The sequence below is a fragment of the Pseudoalteromonas sp. MM17-2 genome (genome assembly GCF_022347945.1).
In the GTDB taxonomy this organism is placed as follows: domain Bacteria; phylum Pseudomonadota; class Gammaproteobacteria; order Enterobacterales; family Alteromonadaceae; genus Pseudoalteromonas; species Pseudoalteromonas ruthenica.
Window position 1 is genome coordinate 17,798 of record NZ_JAKRFV010000030.1, and the last position, 18,809, is coordinate 36,606.

15 protein-coding genes and 2 tRNA genes are annotated in these 18,809 nt (G+C 48.7%); 8 read left to right on the top strand and 9 right to left on the bottom strand.

The features are described 5' to 3' along the window. Positions 1 to 16 precede the first annotated feature (16 nt). The 5 genes from MHM93_RS18105 to MHM93_RS18125 form a co-directional block, all read right to left on the bottom strand. Positions 17 to 466 carry a VanZ family protein gene (locus MHM93_RS18105; protein ID WP_239450076.1) on the bottom strand — a complete coding sequence of 150 codons (450 nt, stop codon included), beginning with the start codon at positions 464 to 466 and terminating at the stop codon, positions 17 to 19. Continuing rightward, positions 427 to 1,158 (bottom strand): sulfate transporter CysZ, encoded by a 732-nt coding sequence (cysZ, locus tag MHM93_RS18110; protein WP_053911878.1) that lies wholly within the window; start codon positions 1,156 to 1,158, stop codon positions 427 to 429. The genes MHM93_RS18105 and cysZ overlap by 40 nt, the downstream gene beginning before the upstream one ends. Positions 1,159 to 1,276: 118 nt before the next feature. Beyond that, positions 1,277 to 3,190 carry a hypothetical protein gene (locus tag MHM93_RS18115; protein WP_239450077.1) on the bottom strand — a complete coding sequence of 638 codons (1,914 nt, stop codon included), beginning with the start codon at positions 3,188 to 3,190 and terminating at the stop codon, positions 1,277 to 1,279. An 11-nt stretch (positions 3,191 to 3,201) separates the two neighbouring features. Beyond that, complete coding sequence (locus tag MHM93_RS18120) at positions 3,202 to 4,215, bottom strand: M48 family metallopeptidase (RefSeq protein ID WP_239450078.1); 1,014 nt, start codon at positions 4,213 to 4,215, stop codon at positions 3,202 to 3,204. Between the two features lie 3 nt (positions 4,216 to 4,218). Continuing rightward, positions 4,219 to 5,328: a YjgN family protein gene (locus MHM93_RS18125; RefSeq protein WP_239450079.1), complete on the bottom strand. Its 1,110-nt coding sequence runs from the start codon at positions 5,326 to 5,328 to the stop codon at positions 4,219 to 4,221. A gap of 160 nt (positions 5,329 to 5,488) precedes the next feature. On the opposite strand from MHM93_RS18125, the gene MHM93_RS18130 reads away from it, so the two are divergent. From MHM93_RS18130 to msrB, 8 genes are all read left to right on the top strand, one after another. Beyond that, a complete protein-coding gene (locus tag MHM93_RS18130) occupies positions 5,489 to 6,232 on the top strand; it encodes an RNA methyltransferase (RefSeq protein WP_239450080.1) in 744 nt (247 codons plus the stop codon). A gap of 42 nt (positions 6,233 to 6,274) precedes the next feature. Further along, a complete protein-coding gene (gene smc, locus MHM93_RS18135) occupies positions 6,275 to 9,664 on the top strand; it encodes a chromosome segregation protein SMC (protein ID WP_239450081.1) in 3,390 nt (1,129 codons plus the stop codon). 30 nt (positions 9,665 to 9,694) lie between these two features. Next, entirely contained in the window at positions 9,695 to 10,435 is a 741-nt protein-coding gene (gene zipA, locus MHM93_RS18140; protein ID WP_239450082.1) for a cell division protein ZipA, read from the top strand. A 63-nt stretch (positions 10,436 to 10,498) separates the two neighbouring features. Then, positions 10,499 to 12,517: an NAD-dependent DNA ligase LigA gene (ligA, locus tag MHM93_RS18145; protein WP_239450083.1), complete on the top strand. Its 2,019-nt coding sequence runs from the start codon at positions 10,499 to 10,501 to the stop codon at positions 12,515 to 12,517. Position 12,518: 1 nt separating this feature from the next. Further along, complete coding sequence (locus MHM93_RS18150) at positions 12,519 to 12,863, top strand: DUF3392 family protein (RefSeq protein ID WP_053911885.1); 345 nt, start codon at positions 12,519 to 12,521, stop codon at positions 12,861 to 12,863. Then, a complete protein-coding gene (locus MHM93_RS18155) occupies positions 12,860 to 13,357 on the top strand; it encodes a DUF2919 domain-containing protein (protein WP_022944711.1) in 498 nt (165 codons plus the stop codon). Before MHM93_RS18150 ends, MHM93_RS18155 begins: the two co-directional genes overlap by 4 nt. Further along, positions 13,341 to 13,805 (top strand): hypothetical protein, encoded by a 465-nt coding sequence (locus MHM93_RS18160; RefSeq protein ID WP_239450084.1) that lies wholly within the window; start codon positions 13,341 to 13,343, stop codon positions 13,803 to 13,805. The genes MHM93_RS18155 and MHM93_RS18160 overlap by 17 nt, the downstream gene beginning before the upstream one ends. Positions 13,806 to 13,902: 97 nt before the next feature. Further along, complete coding sequence (msrB, locus tag MHM93_RS18165; protein ID WP_053911887.1) at positions 13,903 to 14,349, top strand: peptide-methionine (R)-S-oxide reductase MsrB; 447 nt, start codon at positions 13,903 to 13,905, stop codon at positions 14,347 to 14,349. Between the two features lie 37 nt (positions 14,350 to 14,386). Here the strand turns inward: msrB and MHM93_RS18170 are convergent, their stop codons facing one another. The 4 genes from MHM93_RS18170 to MHM93_RS18185 form a co-directional block, all read right to left on the bottom strand. After that, positions 14,387 to 16,255: a DUF885 domain-containing protein gene (locus tag MHM93_RS18170; RefSeq protein WP_239450085.1), complete on the bottom strand. Its 1,869-nt coding sequence runs from the start codon at positions 16,253 to 16,255 to the stop codon at positions 14,387 to 14,389. Positions 16,256 to 16,348: 93 nt separating this feature from the next. Then, positions 16,349 to 17,980, bottom strand: coding sequence for a response regulator (locus MHM93_RS18175; RefSeq protein ID WP_239450086.1), 1,632 nt, complete (start codon positions 17,978 to 17,980; stop codon positions 16,349 to 16,351). 624 nt (positions 17,981 to 18,604) lie between these two features. Next, positions 18,605 to 18,680: transfer RNA gene (locus MHM93_RS18180), tRNA-Val, on the bottom strand. A 32-nt stretch (positions 18,681 to 18,712) separates the two neighbouring features. Beyond that, positions 18,713 to 18,788 (bottom strand) — tRNA-Val (locus tag MHM93_RS18185). Positions 18,789 to 18,809: the final 21 nt, after the last annotated feature.

Consider the following 18,809-nt stretch of genomic DNA (forward strand, 5'->3'; position numbering starts at 1 on the left):
AACCCGGCTTTAATCTTTACCTCTCGGTTGATTGTGCCTGTCGCTTCAATATCCATGCCAGCACGATACTAGCGGCAATAATACCGAGTAAATCGGCGCCTAAATCGACTAAATCAAATGTACGCGTGGCAATAAACGCTTGGCTTATCTCTTCAATCAGTGCAAATGCACACACCAAAAGAGCGCCCCAATACACCTTCACTTTGCCATAAAGAGGCACTACTCTTGCGCCGAGGGCAAGCGTGGCTAACAGTGTAAAAGTCGCAAAAAGCACCAAGTGGCCAAGTTTGTCGCCGTAAGGTATCGCTGCGATCCATTGGAAGAAAAGGCTGTTTTGGCCGCTATTGGCCAAATAAATAATCCAGCCCAAGAATGCGGCAAAGGCTATTGCCGCAACAACAAATACAGCAGTGAACTTCGGTTTTATCACAAGCTGCGGTACTGGCTGCGATAATTTTCTACCCATAATTTCGTGGCACCACAGACCGCCACAGGCATGATGATCATATTCAAAATAGGCACCGCAGCACATATCATCACTCCGGCACCAAAGCCGTAAGACAAGCCTTGGTGGGCTTTAAGGTCGCGTTTCATATCCTTGAAGCTGACCTTGTGATTATCAAACGCATAGTCTTTATATTGCACCGCAAACATCCAACAGGTGAACAGGGCCCAAATGATCTGTCCGATCACCGGTAAAAACCACATGAGGATGAAAAAGCCAAGGGCGCGAGGTAAGTAATAGCATAGCTTAGTCCACTCTCGCCCAAGCATACGTGGCACATCGCGCATGGTATCGAGCAAGCCATCATCGTTAATGCGCTGCCCGGTTAAGTGCATCTCCACTTTTTCCGAGAGAATGCCGTTGAACGGCGCGGCAATAAAGTTAGTGATCACCGTGAACACCATAGAGTAGCTAAACAGCAGCACCAATATAGCCAATGGCCATAAAATAAATTCCAGCCAAGTCAGCCATTCCGGTAACTGTGCATTGAGCCAGGCAAACGCATCAGTGAGCCAGCCATAGATAAAGAATAAAGACGTGCCGAAGATCACTAAGTTGATCAACAGCGGGATAAGTACGAAGCGCTTTAGGCCTTTTTGGGTGATCAGCGTAAAGCCGCTAAAAAAGTATTCAAAACCACGACCTAACTGCATGGCATACCTCTACTATTTGGATCTTGATGGTTCCGCAGTATAACTAAGGCGTAAACAAATAACAGACTCTATTCATGCTTTGTTGCAAAAAGGCCCAACTTGAGTTGGGCCATAGCCATTATTTATTTTCTTCTAATTGCTGGGTGTCTTGGCGTTCACGAAAGCCGCCCGCTTTATCATCGCTCAGCTTAGGCGTACCATCTTCGGCGCGCGAGGCTTGGTTCACCTTGAGTATATTTTCTGCGTGCTGGAGGTCGGCTGTATTGGAAAAACCAGCGATGGTCTCACGGCCTTTTAAGAAGCCGTCTATTTCATCAACGATGGTATTGAGCTCTTGCTCGTTTTTCTCCATGGTCATCACATAGCGCGGCATTTCCACATTGTCGCTGCCACTACTGGCAAAGGTGCTAGTGTGGATACGCGAGCTAACAATCCATGGCGTGATTGATGATTTAACAATGACATTTTCACTGCGAGTGGAATCGTGAATGGACATACCGGTGGAGATCTTAGACTCGGTAAAGGTGCCTTCCGTTTTCATATACAGCAGCAGCGAACTAAAGCGCAACTCAGCCCAAAATACATGGCTAAAGTTCTCCAGCATACGTCCGATGGTGCTGAATATCTGCCAGAAGAAAAAGCCACTGAGTAACGTCACGACCAATGCTGATAACTGCCCAAGCCACTGCTGCATTGCAGCACCGTCGCCTCGTTCGGCACTGCGCACAAAGCTGTCTACGTTGTCCCATGACTGGGCTAGAAAGTCGTACAAGCCCTGAACTTTTGCGGCCAAAGCAAACAACAAGCAGGCGCCGATGACCACGCAAAGTTGTGCCGCTATGGTGCTAAATAAGCGCGTCGCTTTGAACCCTTGCGGCGCTGGAGTTGGCGTGAACTCAGGCTGAGTTTCGATTAACAGCTCACCACGAAAATCGCCTTTGCCCTGCGACTGCTCATTCAACGTGGGATCAAAGTCAATGTAGGTGCGGTTAGGGATCTCTCGATAGCGTCGATTGGCCAGCACGATATTTTCAATGTTGATAAAAATTTCATTAGGGTGCACCGACTCTTGTAAATTGGCGCGATATTCGCTCACTTCCGTTTGCGCGTTGCTTTGCTGTGCTCTAGTCGTCAACAAGTAAAACAGCGCGACACTGGCTATGGCACCCAGTGCCAATAAGGTGATAAGGCTAGGCCAGGCAGAAAAGCTAACGACTTGCTCGGTCACACTTTGCCATTGCTGCAATTCATGGGCTGAAGGAGCAAATACATGATGATAAATAAGACCGATGATCACCGGGAAAATCACCGAAAAAGCGATGACTTTTGCCAATGATGCAGCCCCCACATCTTTGAGCTGTTTAACGCGTTTAAGACTGACGGCCTTGGCTGCACTGCGCCAACATAGCAGTAGGTAGACTAAAATAAGCGCTGAAAATATAGGAATAATAATATGGCCCGCTTTACCGGCAAGCCCAGAAGAAGACACAAAATACGTCAATGCGAAGGCAATAAGCGCGAGCACTGTCTGCAACAACACTGCGACAATTTCTTGTGCGACATTACGCATTGGATAAGGTAAAAACACCAGCTTTGGCATAATCGAATGCACCAAGCGGCCAACCCAACCTTTGGGTTCGCTAAACGTGGTGTTTTTGCGGCCCATCAGCATCGACTCTAGGGTTTTTGCGCTGTAGGCTAACGATCCCTTTCGGCGCTCCAACTCTGCATTTTCTTGCTCGCTTTTAGTGAGGTTTAGCGCCAAGGAGCTAGGCACAGAACGACCAACAAAAAACTTAAACAACTGGAACAAGCCGCTGCCACAGCGCTGTAACCCCATAATCAACAGCACAAGGCCAAAGCCGGCGTAGATCCAAGCCGCGACCAAGTTGTGCTCGGTGAGGGCGGTTACTTTAAAGAGGCTATACAGGCCTAATAGGGCGATACACAGGCCGCCGATGGAGCGAATTAACCCCTCCGCTTTAAAGGGGTTGGTTATGCCTAAGCCTTTTGAACCAAAATCATACGCCATAAGGGTTCCTTTTATTCTTGGGCTTGTTGAGCCCGTTCAATACGTTCAGAAATAGCAGGGTGAGAAGATAAGTACTCCCACTGCGAATCCTGCTGAGGGTCCAACTCATGGGCCTGTGCGAGCGCTTGCATGGCCTCAGCAAAGGCTTTCGATGAATAGCCTAAGCGTTTAAGTTCGCGTAATGCGTAATCATCGGCTTGGCGCTCCATATCGCGGGAAAATTGCTGTTGTAGCAACGTCGAGCCGGTGCCCATGATAATCTCAGCAAACCCTTGCAAGTCGCCAAATAAGAGCGCCAACGATACCGAGGCACCCGCTGATTGCGCCGCTAAGGTGAGACCGTGCTGATACTCGACATGACCAATTTCATGCAACAGCACCGCCAGCAGTGCGGTGTCGTTCCCTTTTAATGCGTCGGCCAACTCATCAGTTAACACGACTTGCCCATCGGGCAGAGCAAAGGCATTGGCTCCAATTTCCGGGGCGCTAAAAAAGTGCAATTGTAAATGCGAAGGCGGGTTCTCTATTTTGTTTATATGATTATGCCACAGAGTGCGAATATGTTGTTTACGCGCGTCACTCAGTTCGCTGGGTTCAAGGTAAAGGTATTTAACCGCTTCGAAACTTTGTTCTGAGGCAGCATGGACAATGGGTTCAGGCAGGGCGCGAGCCACCGTTGCAGCAGTGCTGGGAATTATTTTGAAAAATAAGACCCAGCACAGTAAGGCAGCGGCCAAAACACAGGCGCAAAGGGCCAACTTATGGCGCTCAATAGCTTCCAATGCTTTGTCCCAGCGCGACTCACTCGGCCAGCGATGCTGAGCGTCGTGGGGCACAAAGCGACTGCCATCGGCAAAGGTCAATTCCACCGGTAGGCCTGTTATTTGTTGCCCTTGCTGATAATCATCAAACTGCGCGATGAGCTCATCATCACTGAGCAGTTGCACACCAGCATCACAAAGCCAAAGCGTGGCGTGCACACTTTGGCTTTGCTTATGCAAGTAATAAACGCCCGTTACTTGCATGGCTTATCCTAATGAAAGGTCAACATCAAAGAAATCAGCTGCTTCTTCAGCAAATGATGAGTTTTGCTCACCTTGCGCGTCAATCAGTGTTTGCGGATCGCATAAGAAGGTGATCTCAGTGGCTCGGCATAGCATTTTTGCAGTGCGTACTTTTGCCCACGGGATGGCTAAACCGAGAGTACATAACACGGCAAGTGCATTGGTGAGAGTCAGTAAGGTGTAATCCACTATGCGTAAATCGGATTTAAAACTGGCGATACCTTCGATCTCACTGCTATTGAGCAAGTGGTTACGAACATGAGTTTGATACACACCCATGTAAACGGCAAAAATAGCGGTATAGCCAACAACGAATAAGATGATTAATGCCACTGCGCTAATGGTGGTGAGCGATTGTTCAAACCCTTCAGGATCCAGCATCATGGTTTGTAAACTCAAACCAAATACGCCAGCGATAGTCATGACTATTACACCGACAATGGCACAGGCAACATAGGCCAAAATCACAGCCAAGTAATACTCACCGCCTTTGGTGTTCACAGTGATGGGTTTATCGGCATAACTAATTTCGCTATGTAGGTATTTATCAATGCGCTTGAGTACGTAAGGCAGCAACAAATAAAGCGTAAATACACTTACGATAGGCAACACAATGAAATTCAAAAATGCATCGCCATAGTTACCTTTAAACGCAAAGCGTACATTGCGATAGCGACTCATGCGCATATTAAAACGCATGCCCTGATTGACCATCCACGGCATTAAAAATAGCAATCCGAACACCGCTAAAACACCGAGAATAGGCACAAATTGAGTACAGAACATATAAATAACAAATAAAATAAAGGCGAGAATGCGGCCTTTTAAAATTTGTATAGGCGATGCAAGGTAATCAAAACGGTGACCATCAAGTTGGGTGTGACCATAAAAATAGCGATAAGTGCGCACTTTGGCCCAAGCGGAGTATATGCCTAGCGTCAACAACGTGAGCACGATGTTAACGATCCAAATTGAGAAAAACTCTTTCCCGGAGCCGGAAAATTCTACGCGCCGAGAGTAGGCTTCAAACTCTTGCGAGCGCGCGGATGGGGTGGGGGTAGTATCTAAGTCCATTTAAACGTCCATAAGTCCTAAGTAAATTTAAGAGCGTTAATTTAGCGTTAAGCTTAAAATATTGCAACCTGTGCAATGCAACCTTTGATCAGGGCTCCGCTTTATGCTCCCGCATGTGTATAATCGCGACTATTGTCTAGGGGAATGACGAAGGCACTGTATGCTGTCCAAAAACCAACAAAAATATTTGCGCCAGTTAGGGCAAAAGAAATATCGCCGTCAACATCATATGTTTTTAGTACAAGGGGCGAAAAACGTCCTTGAGCTATTGCAAAGCGACCATGATATTGACAGTGTCTTTGCCAGCGAAAGCTTTTTAGCGCAGCATCACCAACTGCTGGGCGCTCGTCTCGATGCCCGCCATATTCACCAAAGCGATGAGGGAAGCCTCTCGAAAGTCAGTACGCTGGTGACCAATAACGAGGTTATTGCTGTTGCACCTATGCGCGATGCAACTATTAAGGAAACACCTTGGCAATTGGCCCTTGATGGTGTTAGCGACCCTGGCAACTTAGGCACCCTGATCCGTTTAGCGGATTGGTATGGCTTTTCGCAGATTTTACTTTCATCGAATTGTGCCGACCCATACAACCCCAAGGTGATCAGTGCCACTATGGGTTCATTCACGCGTGTGTCGTGCGCCACAGTTGATTTACCTGAGTACCTACAACAGCTTGATAAACCTGTTTACGGCGCATTTCTAGGTGGCACTAACGTACACCATGTCGAATTCGCTCAGCAAGGGGTGCTCGTTATGGGCAGTGAGTCTCATGGTATCAGTGAGGCGGTGAGTCAAGCTATCACAGAACGCATTACCATTAACGGTTACGGCGGAGCAGAGTCGCTTAATGTGGCTATTGCCAGTGGCATAATTTTAGATAATATAAAGCGTTGTAGCGGTTAGGCCGCAGCCACCAAACGTATAATCATAATAACTGGGGCATCAATGCGCTTAAGCAGCATTAAGCTGGCGGGGTTTAAGTCCTTCGTCGAGGCAACAAAAATACCTTTTCCCGACGCCATGACCTGTGTCGTCGGCCCTAACGGCTGTGGCAAATCGAATGTGATTGATGCCGTGCGTTGGGTGTTAGGAGAAAGCTCGGCAAAGAATTTACGTGGCGACGCGATGAGCGACGTTATTTTTAATGGTGCAGCCACCCGAAAGCCGGTCTCCCAAGCCGCCGTTGAACTCATTTTTGATAACACGCAAGGGCGTTTGCCTGGCACTATGGCATCACGTAACCAAGTAGCCATTAAGCGTGTTGTTACCCGCGATGGTCAATCCCTGTATTACCTCAACGGCAGTAAATGTCGTAAGCGAGATATCACCGACATCTTCCTCGGCACCGGTTTGGGCCCGCGCAGTTACGCCATTATCGAGCAAGGGATGATTTCCCGGCTTATCGAAAGTAAACCTCATGAGCTGCGAGTGTTTATCGAAGAAGCTGCTGGCGTGTCGAAATACAAAGAGCGCCGCAGAGAGACACAGACCCGCATTCGCAGCACCCGCGAAAACCTTGAGCGCTTGCTTGATGTGCGTAGTGAGCTGCAAGCTCAACTCGATAAACTTGAGACTCAGGCGCAGCAAGCCCAGCAATACCGTGAACTCAAAGCCCGGCAACGACAGCTAAAAAGTGAACTGGCGGTGTTGAAATGGCAAAAACTGCATGCCCAGCAACTGGAAAAATCGCAACAACTCGCGCAGTTAAAAGAACAGCTCACCTTTATTAAAGAAGCACACAGTGGTGAGCAAGATGTACTCAGCGCCTATCAACAGCAAGTTGATGATACCCAGCACGCTTTAGCCGCTGCACAGCAACAGCAGTTTCAAACCGATAATCAGTTGGCGCGAGTCGAGCAGCAACATATTCATAGCAAACAGCAGCTGCAGCAGTTGCATGCGACATTGCAGCAAAGTGATGAAAAGCACCAAGCGCTGGTGGTTGATAAGCGCCAGCAAAACGACGCGGTGACGCAAAAACAGCAAGAGTTAGCGCAGGTGCGTGAACAGTTGGAATTACTGCAAGCACAAGCAGAGCAGTTAAATGAGCAGCACCTTGTCGCGCAAGAACAATTTGAGCAACTGCAAAACCAGCAACACCAACAGCGTGAGCAGCTGTACCAAAACCAGCAGCAAGTCCAACAAAGCCAGCATGAGTTGCACGCACTGAGCGCGGAGCAACGAAGTAACACTGAGCAACTGCAAGAGGTGCAAGAGCAACTCAAGGCGCACCACGAGCAACCTATTAATCAACAGCTGCAAGATAGTGAAGCTGAGGTCAAAACCTTGACCACCCAGTTAGCCAGTGCCAAAAGTGAGCAGCAGCGTGTCGAAAAGCAATTAACTGCGGCGCAACAGGCCTATCAACAGGGCAAAAACGAATATCAACAACACCAAGATCAAGCGCGTCAACTGAGTGCCAAACAACAAGCGATGGCGGAGTTGCTCGCACAGCACCACGAGCAACAAAGTTTGCTGTTTCAGCTCGAGGTACAAGGCGGTTATGAAGCGATAATTGAGGCGGCACTGATGCAGTTACAGCATTTGCAGTTAACTGAGCAGCGCCAGGGGAGTTGGCTACAGCCCACCGAGCACCAGGTTAAAGCCGAGGCCGTCAGTGCGTTTATCCAGCAAGGCGAGTACCCGGACCTGCTTGACCGTATCGCCTATGTCGAAAATGGTGTTATTACGCTGTTGGCAGATGACTATTGGTTTGCGGTGGTTGACAGCCAAGGTACATTGCATGGTCGTCATTGGGCGCTCGAAAATGAGCAAGCACAACAAGGCATTTTAGCTAAACGTCAGCAACTGGCGCAACTTGATAGCCAGCTTGATAGTGCACAGCGACAGCAACAACAAAGTGAGCAATATCTACAACAGTTACATGAGGAGCGAGGGCAGTATACGCAGCAACTGGACAATAGTAAGAAGCAAGTGCATGAGCTTTCACGTAGCCATGCCAGCATGCAAACCCGTTTGGAATTATTGCGCGAGCAACAACAACAATGGCAACAGCAACAACAACGCCTCAGTGAAAAACAACAAGCGTTGATGACCCGAGACCGCGAACTTCAAGATAAGCAGGCACTCACTGACGAGCAGTTTCAGCAGGCACAGGAGCTTTTGGAACAAGCGCAGCAGTACAATGAGCAATTGCAGGGTCAGTACGAGCAGGGTCAACAGCATTTGCGCCAATGCGAGCAACAGTTGCGGGAGCATCAAACGCGAGTCGCAGATACGCGTCTTAGCGCAGAGCGTCAGCAAAGTGAGTTGTCCCTCAGTGAGAATAAGCTGACGCACATCGACAATGAATTAAGCCGCTTGGCGTTAACGGTGGAGCAGGCTCAGGAGCAGCAGCAAGCGCTGGAGCAGCCGCTTGAGCAAATGGCCGAGCAAATTGAAACCTTGTTGCAGGAAAAAGAGCGCCTGAGCGAGCAGCAGCTTGATTTGCGTCATCAGCTTGATACAGCACAGCAAAACTATGAGCAAAATAAGTCACGCTTAGCCCAAGGTGAGCAGCAGCGTGAGCAATTGCAAGAGCAGATTCAGCAGGCGCTATTGGCGGAGCAAACCCTGACACTGAAAGCGCAGCAGGCGCTAGCACCATTAGAAGAGCTCAAAGTCACGCTCAAAGAGGTGCTCGAAAGCCTTGATGACGATGCCGCAGTGGGTCGCTGGCAAGCGCAGCTTGCGCAAATTGATAAGCAGTTAGACACGCTTGGCGCTGTTAATCTGGCGGCGATTGATGAGTTTGCCAGTGCCAAGCAGCGCAAAGCTTACCTTGATGAGCAGCTAAAAGATTTAACCGATGCCTTGGAGATTTTAGAGTCGGCGATTGCTAAAATTGACCGCCAGACCAAAGCGCAATTTAAAAGTACCTTTGATCAGATTAATGACGATCTAAAAGAGTTGTTCCCTAAGGTCTTTGGCGGCGGCTCAGCCTATTTGGAATTAACCAGCGATGATTTGCTGGAAAGCGGGGTCGCTATCATGGCTCGTCCGCCAGGCAAGAAAAATTCAACGATCCATTTGCTAAGTGGTGGAGAAAAAGCGCTGACCGCATTATCATTGGTGTTTTCAATATTCAGGCTCAATCCAGCCCCGTTTTGTATGCTTGATGAGGTGGATGCACCTCTGGATGATGCCAATGTCGGTCGTTTTTGTCGTTTGGTCGAGGAAATGTCGCAAACAGTGCAGTTTATTTATATAAGTCATAACAAAATAGCCATGGAGATGGCAGGGCGTTTAACCGGCGTGACCATGGCTGAGCCGGGTGTGTCGCGTATGGTTGCGGTGGATATTGAGCAAGCAATGGAAATGGCTCAAGCCAGTTAAGTTAAACAAACACAGAATAAAGGTGAGGGGATGGCCGAAAATCTCAGATGGGTATTAATTTTAATCAGTGCAGTGGTCATTGGTGGTTTGCTAGTTCATGGCTTGTGGTCAGTACGCAAACGCTCTCAAGCAGTCGAGAACAAACCTGCTAAAGCTAAACCACAGCCAAAGGCAGAGCCCCATGAACCGCACAATACGCAAGACACGGTGAGTCGTTCTGAACCTGAGCCAACATCAGTGCAGCATGATGAGCCCAGCTTTGGTGCTATCGACGATGAACCAAGCATTGGCGAAATTAACATTGATGACGAGCCCGCAACGGCGCATGAAGAAACTGAAGCCAAGAGTGACAGCGAGCAGCCAGCAGAAGATTTTGTGATCATTCACGTGCATATGCCTGAAGGGCTGCAAATGCAAGGGGCTAAGTTATTACCCTTAGTGCTGACCTTAGGATTTAAATATTCCGACGATGGCTTTTTCCACCGTCACGAGCAAGCCAGCGGTCAGGGCCCAGTGTTGTTCCGTATGGTTAACATGTACAACCCAGGCACTTTTGACGTCGACAATATGGAGCAGTTCAGCACTGCAGGCGTGAGCTTATTTATGACTTTGCCTAACGATGGCGAAGCCATGGCCACCTTTAATATGTTGCACAGCGCGGCGAAGAAAGTGGCAGATGAGTTTGGCGCTGAGTTATTAGATCATAACCGCCAGCCACTAAGCGTCAGCACCGTGCGTGAATACGTCGAAAAAGTACGTGAATACGCTTAATATCACATTCTGTAAGTAGTAGCAGCCACCCACTTGATGCGGTGGCTTTTTTATGAGGAACTTATGAGTAGCACGCCAGAGCAACGCATTGCACAATTGCGCCTTGAGATAGAAGAGCACAATTACAACTACTACGTATTGGATAACCCCAGCCTTCCCGATGCCGAATATGATCGTTTGCTGCGCGAGTTACAGGCGCTCGAAAACGAACATCCACATTTGCTTAGCCCTGATTCTCCCAGCCAAAAGGTCGGCGGCACAGCACTGAGCAAGTTTGCTCAAGTCACTCACCAAGTGCCGATGTTATCCTTGGATAATGCCTTTGATGAGAGCGAATTCAACGCCTTTAATAAACGTATTCAAGACCGCTTGGCAGACACGCAAGCACTGGCGTTTTGCTGCGAGCCTAAATTAGATGGCTTGGCGGTGTCGATTTTGTACCGCGACGGCGTATTAGTGCAAGCGGCAACGCGCGGCGACGGTCAAGTTGGTGAAAATATTACCGAGAACGTTAAAACCATTCGTAATATTCCTCTAAAGCTGCGGGGTGATTACCCACAAGAGTTAGAAGTGCGCGGCGAAGTGTTTATGGATTTAGCAGGTTTTGCGCGCCTTAACGAAGAGGCGACAAAAAACGAGGGCAAAGTGTTTGCCAATCCACGCAATGCCGCAGCGGGAAGCCTGCGTCAGTTAGATTCTAAAATTACCGCTAAGCGGCCATTGATGTTTTATGCCTACTCGATGGGGCAAATTACCGGGGCCGATTTGGCCGACGGCCACTATGAGCAGCTGCACCAATTAAAAGACTGGGGATTGCCGCTGTGCCCGGAGACCAAGCTTGTCAACGGCACAGAGCAAGCGATTGCTTACTATCAAGACATTTTAACCCGCCGAGGCGAGCTTAAATATGAAATTGATGGGGTGGTAATTAAAGTGAATAGTAAGGCTCATCAGCAACGTTTAGGCTTTGTCGCCCGAGCGCCGCGCTGGGCTATTGCCTATAAATTTCCGGCGCAGGAAGAGATCACCCAGTTACTGGATGTGGAATTCCAAGTGGGTCGTACTGGGGCAATTACCCCTGTAGCCCGTTTGCACCCAGTGTACGTAGGGGGGGTGACAGTATCCAACGCCACACTGCACAATGGTGATGAAATAGCCCGCTTAGGCGTAAAAGTTGGTGACACCGTGGTGGTGCGCCGAGCTGGTGATGTGATCCCTCAAATAACTCAAGTGGTGCTTGAGCGCCGCCCCGCAGATGCCAAGGAGATTGTCTTTCCGCAGCAGTGCCCAGTCTGTGATTCCCACGTTGAGCGTATAGAGGGCGAGGCTGTGGCGCGCTGCAGCGGTGGTTTGGTTTGTGCTGCGCAGCGTAAAGAGGCCATTAAACACTTTGCCTCACGCAAAGCCATGGATATCGATGGCCTCGGCGATAAAATTGTTGAGCAACTGGTGGAGCGCGAATTAATCCACACGCCAGCAGAGCTTTTTCAACTGCGCCAGGGTCATTTCGAGAGCCTTGAGCGTATGGGGCCCAAATCCGCAGCTAACCTAGTCAGTGCCCTTGAAGCGGCGAAAGAAACAACCTTGGCTAAGTTTATTTACGCGCTGGGGATCCGTGAAGTGGGAGAGGCCACCGCACAAAACTTGGCCATGCACTATCGCACCCTCGATGCGTTAATGCAGGCCGACGTCGAAAGCTTACAAGAGGTCAGCGATGTTGGTGAAGTGGTGGCTAAACATATAGTGAGTTTCTTTAGTGAGACGCTGAACCAGCAAGTGGTTGAGGAATTACTAAAGCAAGGGCTGCACTGGCCGGCCATTGAAGTGAAAGCCGATAACGAGCAACCACTCAATGGTCTAACCTATGTGATCACCGGTACCTTAAGCCAGCTAAGTCGCAATGACGCCAAAGCGAGATTACAAGCATTAGGGGCGAAGGTCGCGGGCAGCGTATCGGCTAAAACTCATGCCTTAGTGGCTGGGGAAAAAGCGGGCTCGAAGCTAACCAAAGCGCAAGAATTGGGAGTGGATGTGCTCTCAGAAGAGGCGCTGCTCGAATTGCTAAGCGAGCATGGCGGTTAATATGAGTGACTTCATTAACTGGTTGAAATCAGGCCTTTATCAACTGGGACAATGGCTATCGCCTTATCTTGGTGATATTGCCTTGGTGTTTGTGGTGTGCATTATCGGCCTGTATGCCGCTGACGTGATCAAGGCGGTGAAAAAAGTAGTTGCTGCGAAGCACTTTATGCTGCGCACCTTAGTGTTTGTGTTGGTGAGTGCATTCGGCTTGGGAGCGCTTACGCTGTGGGTAAGCCCTCTGATCGCTAAATTATTGATGCTCTTTGGCAGCACTTATCTGCCACTGACGGTACTGGCGGCGTTTATATTGGTTGGTGTGTTAGCCGATAGGAAGTCGCAGCTGTGAATCGTTACGGCCCCGAGTATTGGGATAAACACGGTGCTTATCGCACCCCTATAGGCTTTACTTTGTCCCTACTGGTGCTGCTTCGGGCTTATCTAATTTGGGCGTTTGCAGCGATTTCGCGACGCCCCGAGCTTGATTTAGTCGCCTTGGTATACCAACAAAAACGTGACTTCTTTATTGCCCTAGGGATTGGTGCTATTGCCTTAGTCCCTGCGGTGCTTTACTCATTGCGCCGACCTAGCTCGAGCCTGAAACTCAAACCTTTATGGCGGTTTATGCGTTGGCCGTTATTAGTGTGCGCGATATTGGATTTTACTTGGATCATGCTCCAAGCCGCTCAGCAGTATTATCAGTTCTCTCTCCATTTAGCCCTACAGGGGGTCATGGTTGCGTGGGTCATACTGTATTTATTGCGTAGTCGCTACCTCAAAGTCTTTTTCGCTGACTGGCCGGATGAACTGGAAAGCAAAAAAGACGGTGCAGACAAGCGCTAACCAGATGAAGGTCGTCAACGCCGCCCGAGCTGTGGATGTAATGCTTGCTAAATACACCTTATTGGCTCTCCCCGTGGTGGTGTTAATTATGGTTTTGACGTTATCTTGGCCTTGGTTAACACTGATCATCGGGGGTGGCTACTTGGTGGCGCTAAGCTCATGCCTTTATCGGCTCACGGCGCTTTTTAGAGCGCGCAACCCCATTAGCAATTTTATTCATCGTCAGCAGGGTCAACTCAGAGTGTGCTCACTAGCAGGGGTTTATGATCTCCATGGCCCGTGGCAGAGTATTCCCTTACATAATATCAGGCACATTAGGGTGTACGACCATCGTATGTGCATTGTCACTAGCAATAGCGAGTGTGAGCTGAGTTTAGTTGCTACGCGTGACGCGCTATTGGCATACATGCGCGCTATTATGGCCGATACACAGGTCGATATTGCATAGCTCATGTGGCTAAGCTGTGGTCCTAAAAGCAGCCTCGCTGTGGCGTTAGCTTTGCTGTTATATCATCTTAAGGCATTATCAAATTTAAGGAGTGTTTATGCTTAATTGGCAAGACATTATGCGTATGAGTGAAAAAGGCAATCCGGAGCCTCCTTATCGTGTGGAAAAAAGCGATGAACAGTGGCGGCAGCAACTCAGTGACGAAGCGTTTTATGTGACTCGCCAAAAAGGCACTGAACGTCCATATAGTAGCGATTCATGCACTCTTTTTGAGCCAGGGCGTTACCTTTGTGTGTGCTGCGATAACGTTTTATTCGCCGGTGATGAGAAATTCGACAGCGGCAGCGGTTGGCCTTCTTTTACGCAACCGGCACAAGCCAATGCTATCGCCTACATCAGTGATAGTAGCCATGGGATGCAGCGGATTGAAGCGGTGTGCAATGTGTGTGATGCGCATTTGGGGCATGTGTTCCCGGATGGCCCGCCACCGTCTCACCTGCGCTACTGTATTAACGCAGTGGCCATTTATAAAGGCGAGGATTGAAAAATTACGGGGCGAGGTAGCTCGCCCCACGCAAAGGTTATTGTTGACTAGCTATCCAAGCATCAATGTCTTGCTCAACAATCGCCATAGGGCGAGCCCCAGGAGTGAGAACAACATCGTGAAACGCTTTTATGTCGAACTTGTCGCCTAGTGCTGTACGCGCTTTATCACGCAGCTCGACCAGTTTGATCATACCTAGTTTGTAACCCAAGGCCTGACCTGGCCACGCAATATAGCGGTCAATGGCAGAGACAACATCACTCATAGCGGTGCCTGTGGCCTCGGCGAAATAATCAATGGCTTGCTGGCGTGTCCATTTTTTATAGTGCAGGCCGGTGTCTACCACCAAACGTGCAGCGCGGTATACTTCAGCCTGTAATCGTCCTAAGTCACCAAACGGGTCGTCCTGATACATCCCCATCTCATAAGCGACGAGCTCGGAGTAAAGCGCCCAGCCCTCGACATAGGCATTAAAGGAGGCATTTTGGCGCATCAGGCCAATATCTTGTTGCAACATATTCAATGCGATTTGGAAATGGTGTCCCGGTACAGCCTCATGGTATGTGAGTGTTTTCATGCCGAAACTGGGAACTGCTTTCATATCCTTGAGGTTAATAAAGAATACACCAGGGCGTGAACCGTCCAGCGATGGGCCGTTATAATAGCCGCCGGCGGAGCCTGCCTCAACAGCGACAGGAATACGACGCACCTCTACTTTTTGTGGTGGTAAGGTGGAGAAATACTGCGGCGCCTTGGCGACAATTTTGCTTATCTCACCGCGTAAAAAGGTGAGTAGCTCGGCTCGCCCTGCATCGCTATCTTCATATAAAAAGCGAGGTTCGTTATTGAGTTGCTGCATGCGCTTGCCAACGCTGCCTTCACTGTAGCCGTTGGCTTTAAGGATTTCATCCATACGTTCGGTAATGCGCGCGACCTCATTAAGGCCTAGCTGGTGGATTTGCTCGGCAGTGAGCGTGGAGTCCCCTAAGTAAGTGATTTCATGCTGATAGAAGGCATCGCCATTTGGTTGCGCCCAAATACCGACATCAGTGGGCGCGTGCTCTTCAAGCGCCGCCATGTCTTTGCTTACACCCGCAAACCCAGGATAAATCTCAGTGCGCACGAGTGTCTCGGCAGTGTTTATGTAATCCTGGCGTTGGCGCTCATCAAGGCCGTCGATAGCACTTAGCTTGTTGGCGAATGAGGCAACAAGCGGGTGCTCGCTGGGTTGCACAGCGGTAAAATTAGTTAAATAACCCAATGTGTTTGCAAACAAGGGTTTCGGTAATATGACTCCAAGCTTGGCGTCGGCTTTAAGTTTTTCTCTGACCTGTGCAATAACCTCGGCAAAACCACGTAGACGAGCAAGGTAATTGTCAGCATCTTCAATGTCTGAGACCTCATGCTGATCTTTAAGCAGGTTGGGTAAATCGATGAGCGGACCGGACAGTTGGTTGACCACGTAAGGTAGGTGCCCGCCCCAGGCATCGATATAGCCCGCTGCAAAGTCTTCGTCACCAGCATAATAGCGAGCAATTACCTCATTGACGCGCAGGTGCAATGACTCATCCGCAGCCAAATCAGGGTGTTGCAGTGCTGCTAATTGCTCGCCAGCGCGGCGCATATCTTTTTGCAGTTGCTGCATACCGGCCACTGAATAATCAGGGAGCTGGCGGTTATAGTCACCATAACTTTGCTCTGGTAGCTTTAGCGATGTGGCTAGGGCGCTTTGATGGCTGATAAAGGTTTTGGTGTATTGCTCTACGGCATTATGAACTTGTTCAGACGTTGGCGCTTGATTGCGTTGCTGAGTTGGTTGCTCTGCTTTTGCGATGGTTTGGGGGGCTTCAGAGCAGCCTACTAAGGCCAAAGTGATGGCAAGAGCAAGGGGGTTGATTGGCTTCATTGTTGTCCGTGTTTTTTATTGTCGTTGGGTAGTGACTTAATATACACGCTTGGCATAGCAAAGCTAGCAAGGTGCGGGCAACAATCTCGGCGGCTAAGCGATATGTGAGTGCTTGTTAATATATTTCTGCTTTATCTTTTCAAAGCGCTCGCTCATCTCCGCATCTAAATCTGCCTGTTCCAGTAAGCTTACACACTTGTTGGCAAGTTGCTGGTTAAACGTCATGCCTTGGCGGGTGCTGCCTTCATACAAGCACTGCAATAAGTTTAGGGCAATACTGCGGTTTTTCGGCATCACCCGAAAAGCCTGAGTAAAAGCTTCCAGTGCCAATAGGTAATTGCCCTGTTTAAATTTCTCTACCGCATGGTTGTTCAACTCACGCGGCCCCATGCGTAAATCTCGGCGCTCACTTTGCTGTTGAATGACGCTTTTTAGTTGCAATTCAGAGCGTCTCTCAGGGTAGCGCTCACAATGATCGATAATTTTGTTAAACAATGCCTGGGCTTGCGTGTGAAAGCCTAGCTCATGGTATGCCTTGGCTTGATCAAGGGCACCATCAATAGAGCGGATAGGAGAGTCATCAATGACCAGCTGCTCGATAAGCATTTTGGCTTTGTGGTGTTCATCTTTTAAATAATGAAGCCGCGCGTTAAGAACATCCACCTGGGTTTGTTGCTGGGCATCAGGAAACTGCTTTTTTAGGTCATTAAGGTATTTGGTTGTTTGTCGGGTAACGCGGGATATTTGCTCGCCTTGATCGGTGGTTAAAGCATAATCAATACCTGCTCGAGCGGCATTAAGGTAGGCCTCTGGGTTATCGTGTACTGAGTGGCGAGCAAACTTAGCAATATCACGTTTAGCCAGGTAGGTTTGTTCATAATCATGATTGATCTGCGCTACCTGCGAGAGAGACTCTTGACGCTCTAGATTGCGCGGAGCCATAGTGGTAGCCGCGCTTAAGTACTCTTGGGCCTGCTCGAATTGATTCAATTTTATCTCTAACTGCCCTAATAAGTCATAAGCAACAAGACGGGTTTCAGTACGCTCTAGCAGGGTTTTGAGCATGCGGTGGGCGAGGTTATGCTCGTTGTTTCCAATAAGTGCTTCAACTAAGCCAATGCGCGCCCAGGTAAATTTTTGAATATCCAATACAGATTTAAAGAAGGTTTTTGCCTGCTCATATTGCTGCTGCAGTAGCAGAGCATCCCCTTTAAGGCGCAGTAGCACTGCCGCATAACCTTGTTGGCTGGCAAGTTTAGTATCGATCATCTTTACCGCTTTGGAGTAATTCTCATCATCCATGAGCTGGAAAATATCCTTGAGCGCGCGTTTGCGTTTCACTACGCGCTCGATACGGCTTTTCAGTTCCAGGGTATTGAAGGGTTTTACTAAAAAGTCATCGGGATGTAGCTCAAGCACACTGTGTACTAATGCCCCCGAGGTTTCTGCAGAAATAAAAATAAAGCCTGTGGCGCCTTTGATCAGCTTATTTACCTTAAGCTCTTCATATAATTGATAGCCATCTTGGTGCTTGCTTAAGTTAAACGCACAGATGATCAAGTCGAAAGCGTCTTCTTTACATAATGTCTTGGCGACAACGGCATTTTCAGCAAAGCGTAAGCGTCTGTAGCCCAAACGCTCTAAAGATTGCTTCATATAGCTAAGTGCTAATGGCTGCTCTTCAATGATTAATATATGCGCTGAGCTGGAAACTTGCTGGGCCATACCGCTACTAGGGAGATGTTATTTAAACCGACTATATAAACTAGTCTAGCTGCTGACAAGTAAATCGCGAATAAAGCCAGAAAATGCTGGTGAAGAGAATAAAAGCTGTGCAGTCATGGTTAATGTGCAGGCGTTGGATAATAAGAAGGTGGTATGTTGAGTACCTAAGGCTTTATATTACAAGGCGTTTATATATTGTGCTTTATATCTAAAGAGTATCTATATAGTGGGTTGAACTGGTTTTGAGCCAGTGATTTTTGCCTTGGAATAGGGACTGAGTGCGATGCCGAGCATCGAGGGTTTTATATCTGGTGAGTGTCTATATGGCGGGTTGTACTGGACTTGAACCAGTGATTTTTGCCTTGGAATAGGGAACGAGTGCGATGCCGAGCATCGAGGGTTTTATATCTGGTGAGTGTCTCTATGGTGGGGTGTACTGGATTTGAGCCAGTGATTCCAGCCTTGGAATAGGGAACGAGTGCGATGCTGAGCATCGAGGGTTTTGTATCTAAAGAGTATCTATATAATGGGTTGTACTGGGTTTGAGCCAGTGATTTTTGCCTTGGAATAGGGACTGAGTGCGATGCTTGGCATCAAAGGTTTTATATCTAATAAGTGTCTATATGGTGGGTTGTACTGGACTTGAACCAGTGACCCTCGCCTTGTAAGGGCGATGCTCTCCCAACTGAGCTAACAACCCATATAGAGTGGTGCGCATGAGGCACGGTAGAATGGTGGGTTGTACTGGACTTGAACCAGTGACCCTCGCCTTGTAAGGGCGATGCTCTCCCAACTGAGCTAACAACCCGGGTCTAAGTTATTCTATATG

What these genes read in the sequence shown, in the direction of transcription:
- MHM93_RS18105 (WP_239450076.1), bottom strand. Translation starts at nt 466, where the DNA reads ATGGGTAGAAAATTATCGCAGCCAGTACCGCAGCTTGTGATAAAACCG.
- cysZ (WP_053911878.1), bottom strand. Translation starts at nt 1,158, where the DNA reads ATGCAGTTAGGTCGTGGTTTTGAATACTTTTTTAGCGGCTTTACGCTG.
- MHM93_RS18115 (WP_239450077.1), bottom strand. Translation starts at nt 3,190, where the DNA reads ATGGCGTATGATTTTGGTTCAAAAGGCTTAGGCATAACCAACCCCTTT.
- MHM93_RS18120 (WP_239450078.1), bottom strand. Translation starts at nt 4,215, where the DNA reads ATGCAAGTAACGGGCGTTTATTACTTGCATAAGCAAAGCCAAAGTGTG.
- MHM93_RS18125 (WP_239450079.1), bottom strand. Translation starts at nt 5,328, where the DNA reads ATGGACTTAGATACTACCCCCACCCCATCCGCGCGCTCGCAAGAGTTT.
- MHM93_RS18130 (WP_239450080.1), top strand. Translation starts at nt 5,489, where the DNA reads ATGCTGTCCAAAAACCAACAAAAATATTTGCGCCAGTTAGGGCAAAAG.
- smc (WP_239450081.1), top strand. Translation starts at nt 6,275, where the DNA reads ATGCGCTTAAGCAGCATTAAGCTGGCGGGGTTTAAGTCCTTCGTCGAG.
- zipA (WP_239450082.1), top strand. Translation starts at nt 9,695, where the DNA reads ATGGCCGAAAATCTCAGATGGGTATTAATTTTAATCAGTGCAGTGGTC.
- ligA (WP_239450083.1), top strand. Translation starts at nt 10,499, where the DNA reads ATGAGTAGCACGCCAGAGCAACGCATTGCACAATTGCGCCTTGAGATA.
- MHM93_RS18150 (WP_053911885.1), top strand. Translation starts at nt 12,519, where the DNA reads ATGAGTGACTTCATTAACTGGTTGAAATCAGGCCTTTATCAACTGGGA.
- msrB (WP_053911887.1), top strand. Translation starts at nt 13,903, where the DNA reads ATGCTTAATTGGCAAGACATTATGCGTATGAGTGAAAAAGGCAATCCG.
- MHM93_RS18170 (WP_239450085.1), bottom strand. Translation starts at nt 16,255, where the DNA reads ATGAAGCCAATCAACCCCCTTGCTCTTGCCATCACTTTGGCCTTAGTA.
- MHM93_RS18175 (WP_239450086.1), bottom strand. Translation starts at nt 17,980, where the DNA reads ATGGCCCAGCAAGTTTCCAGCTCAGCGCATATATTAATCATTGAAGAG.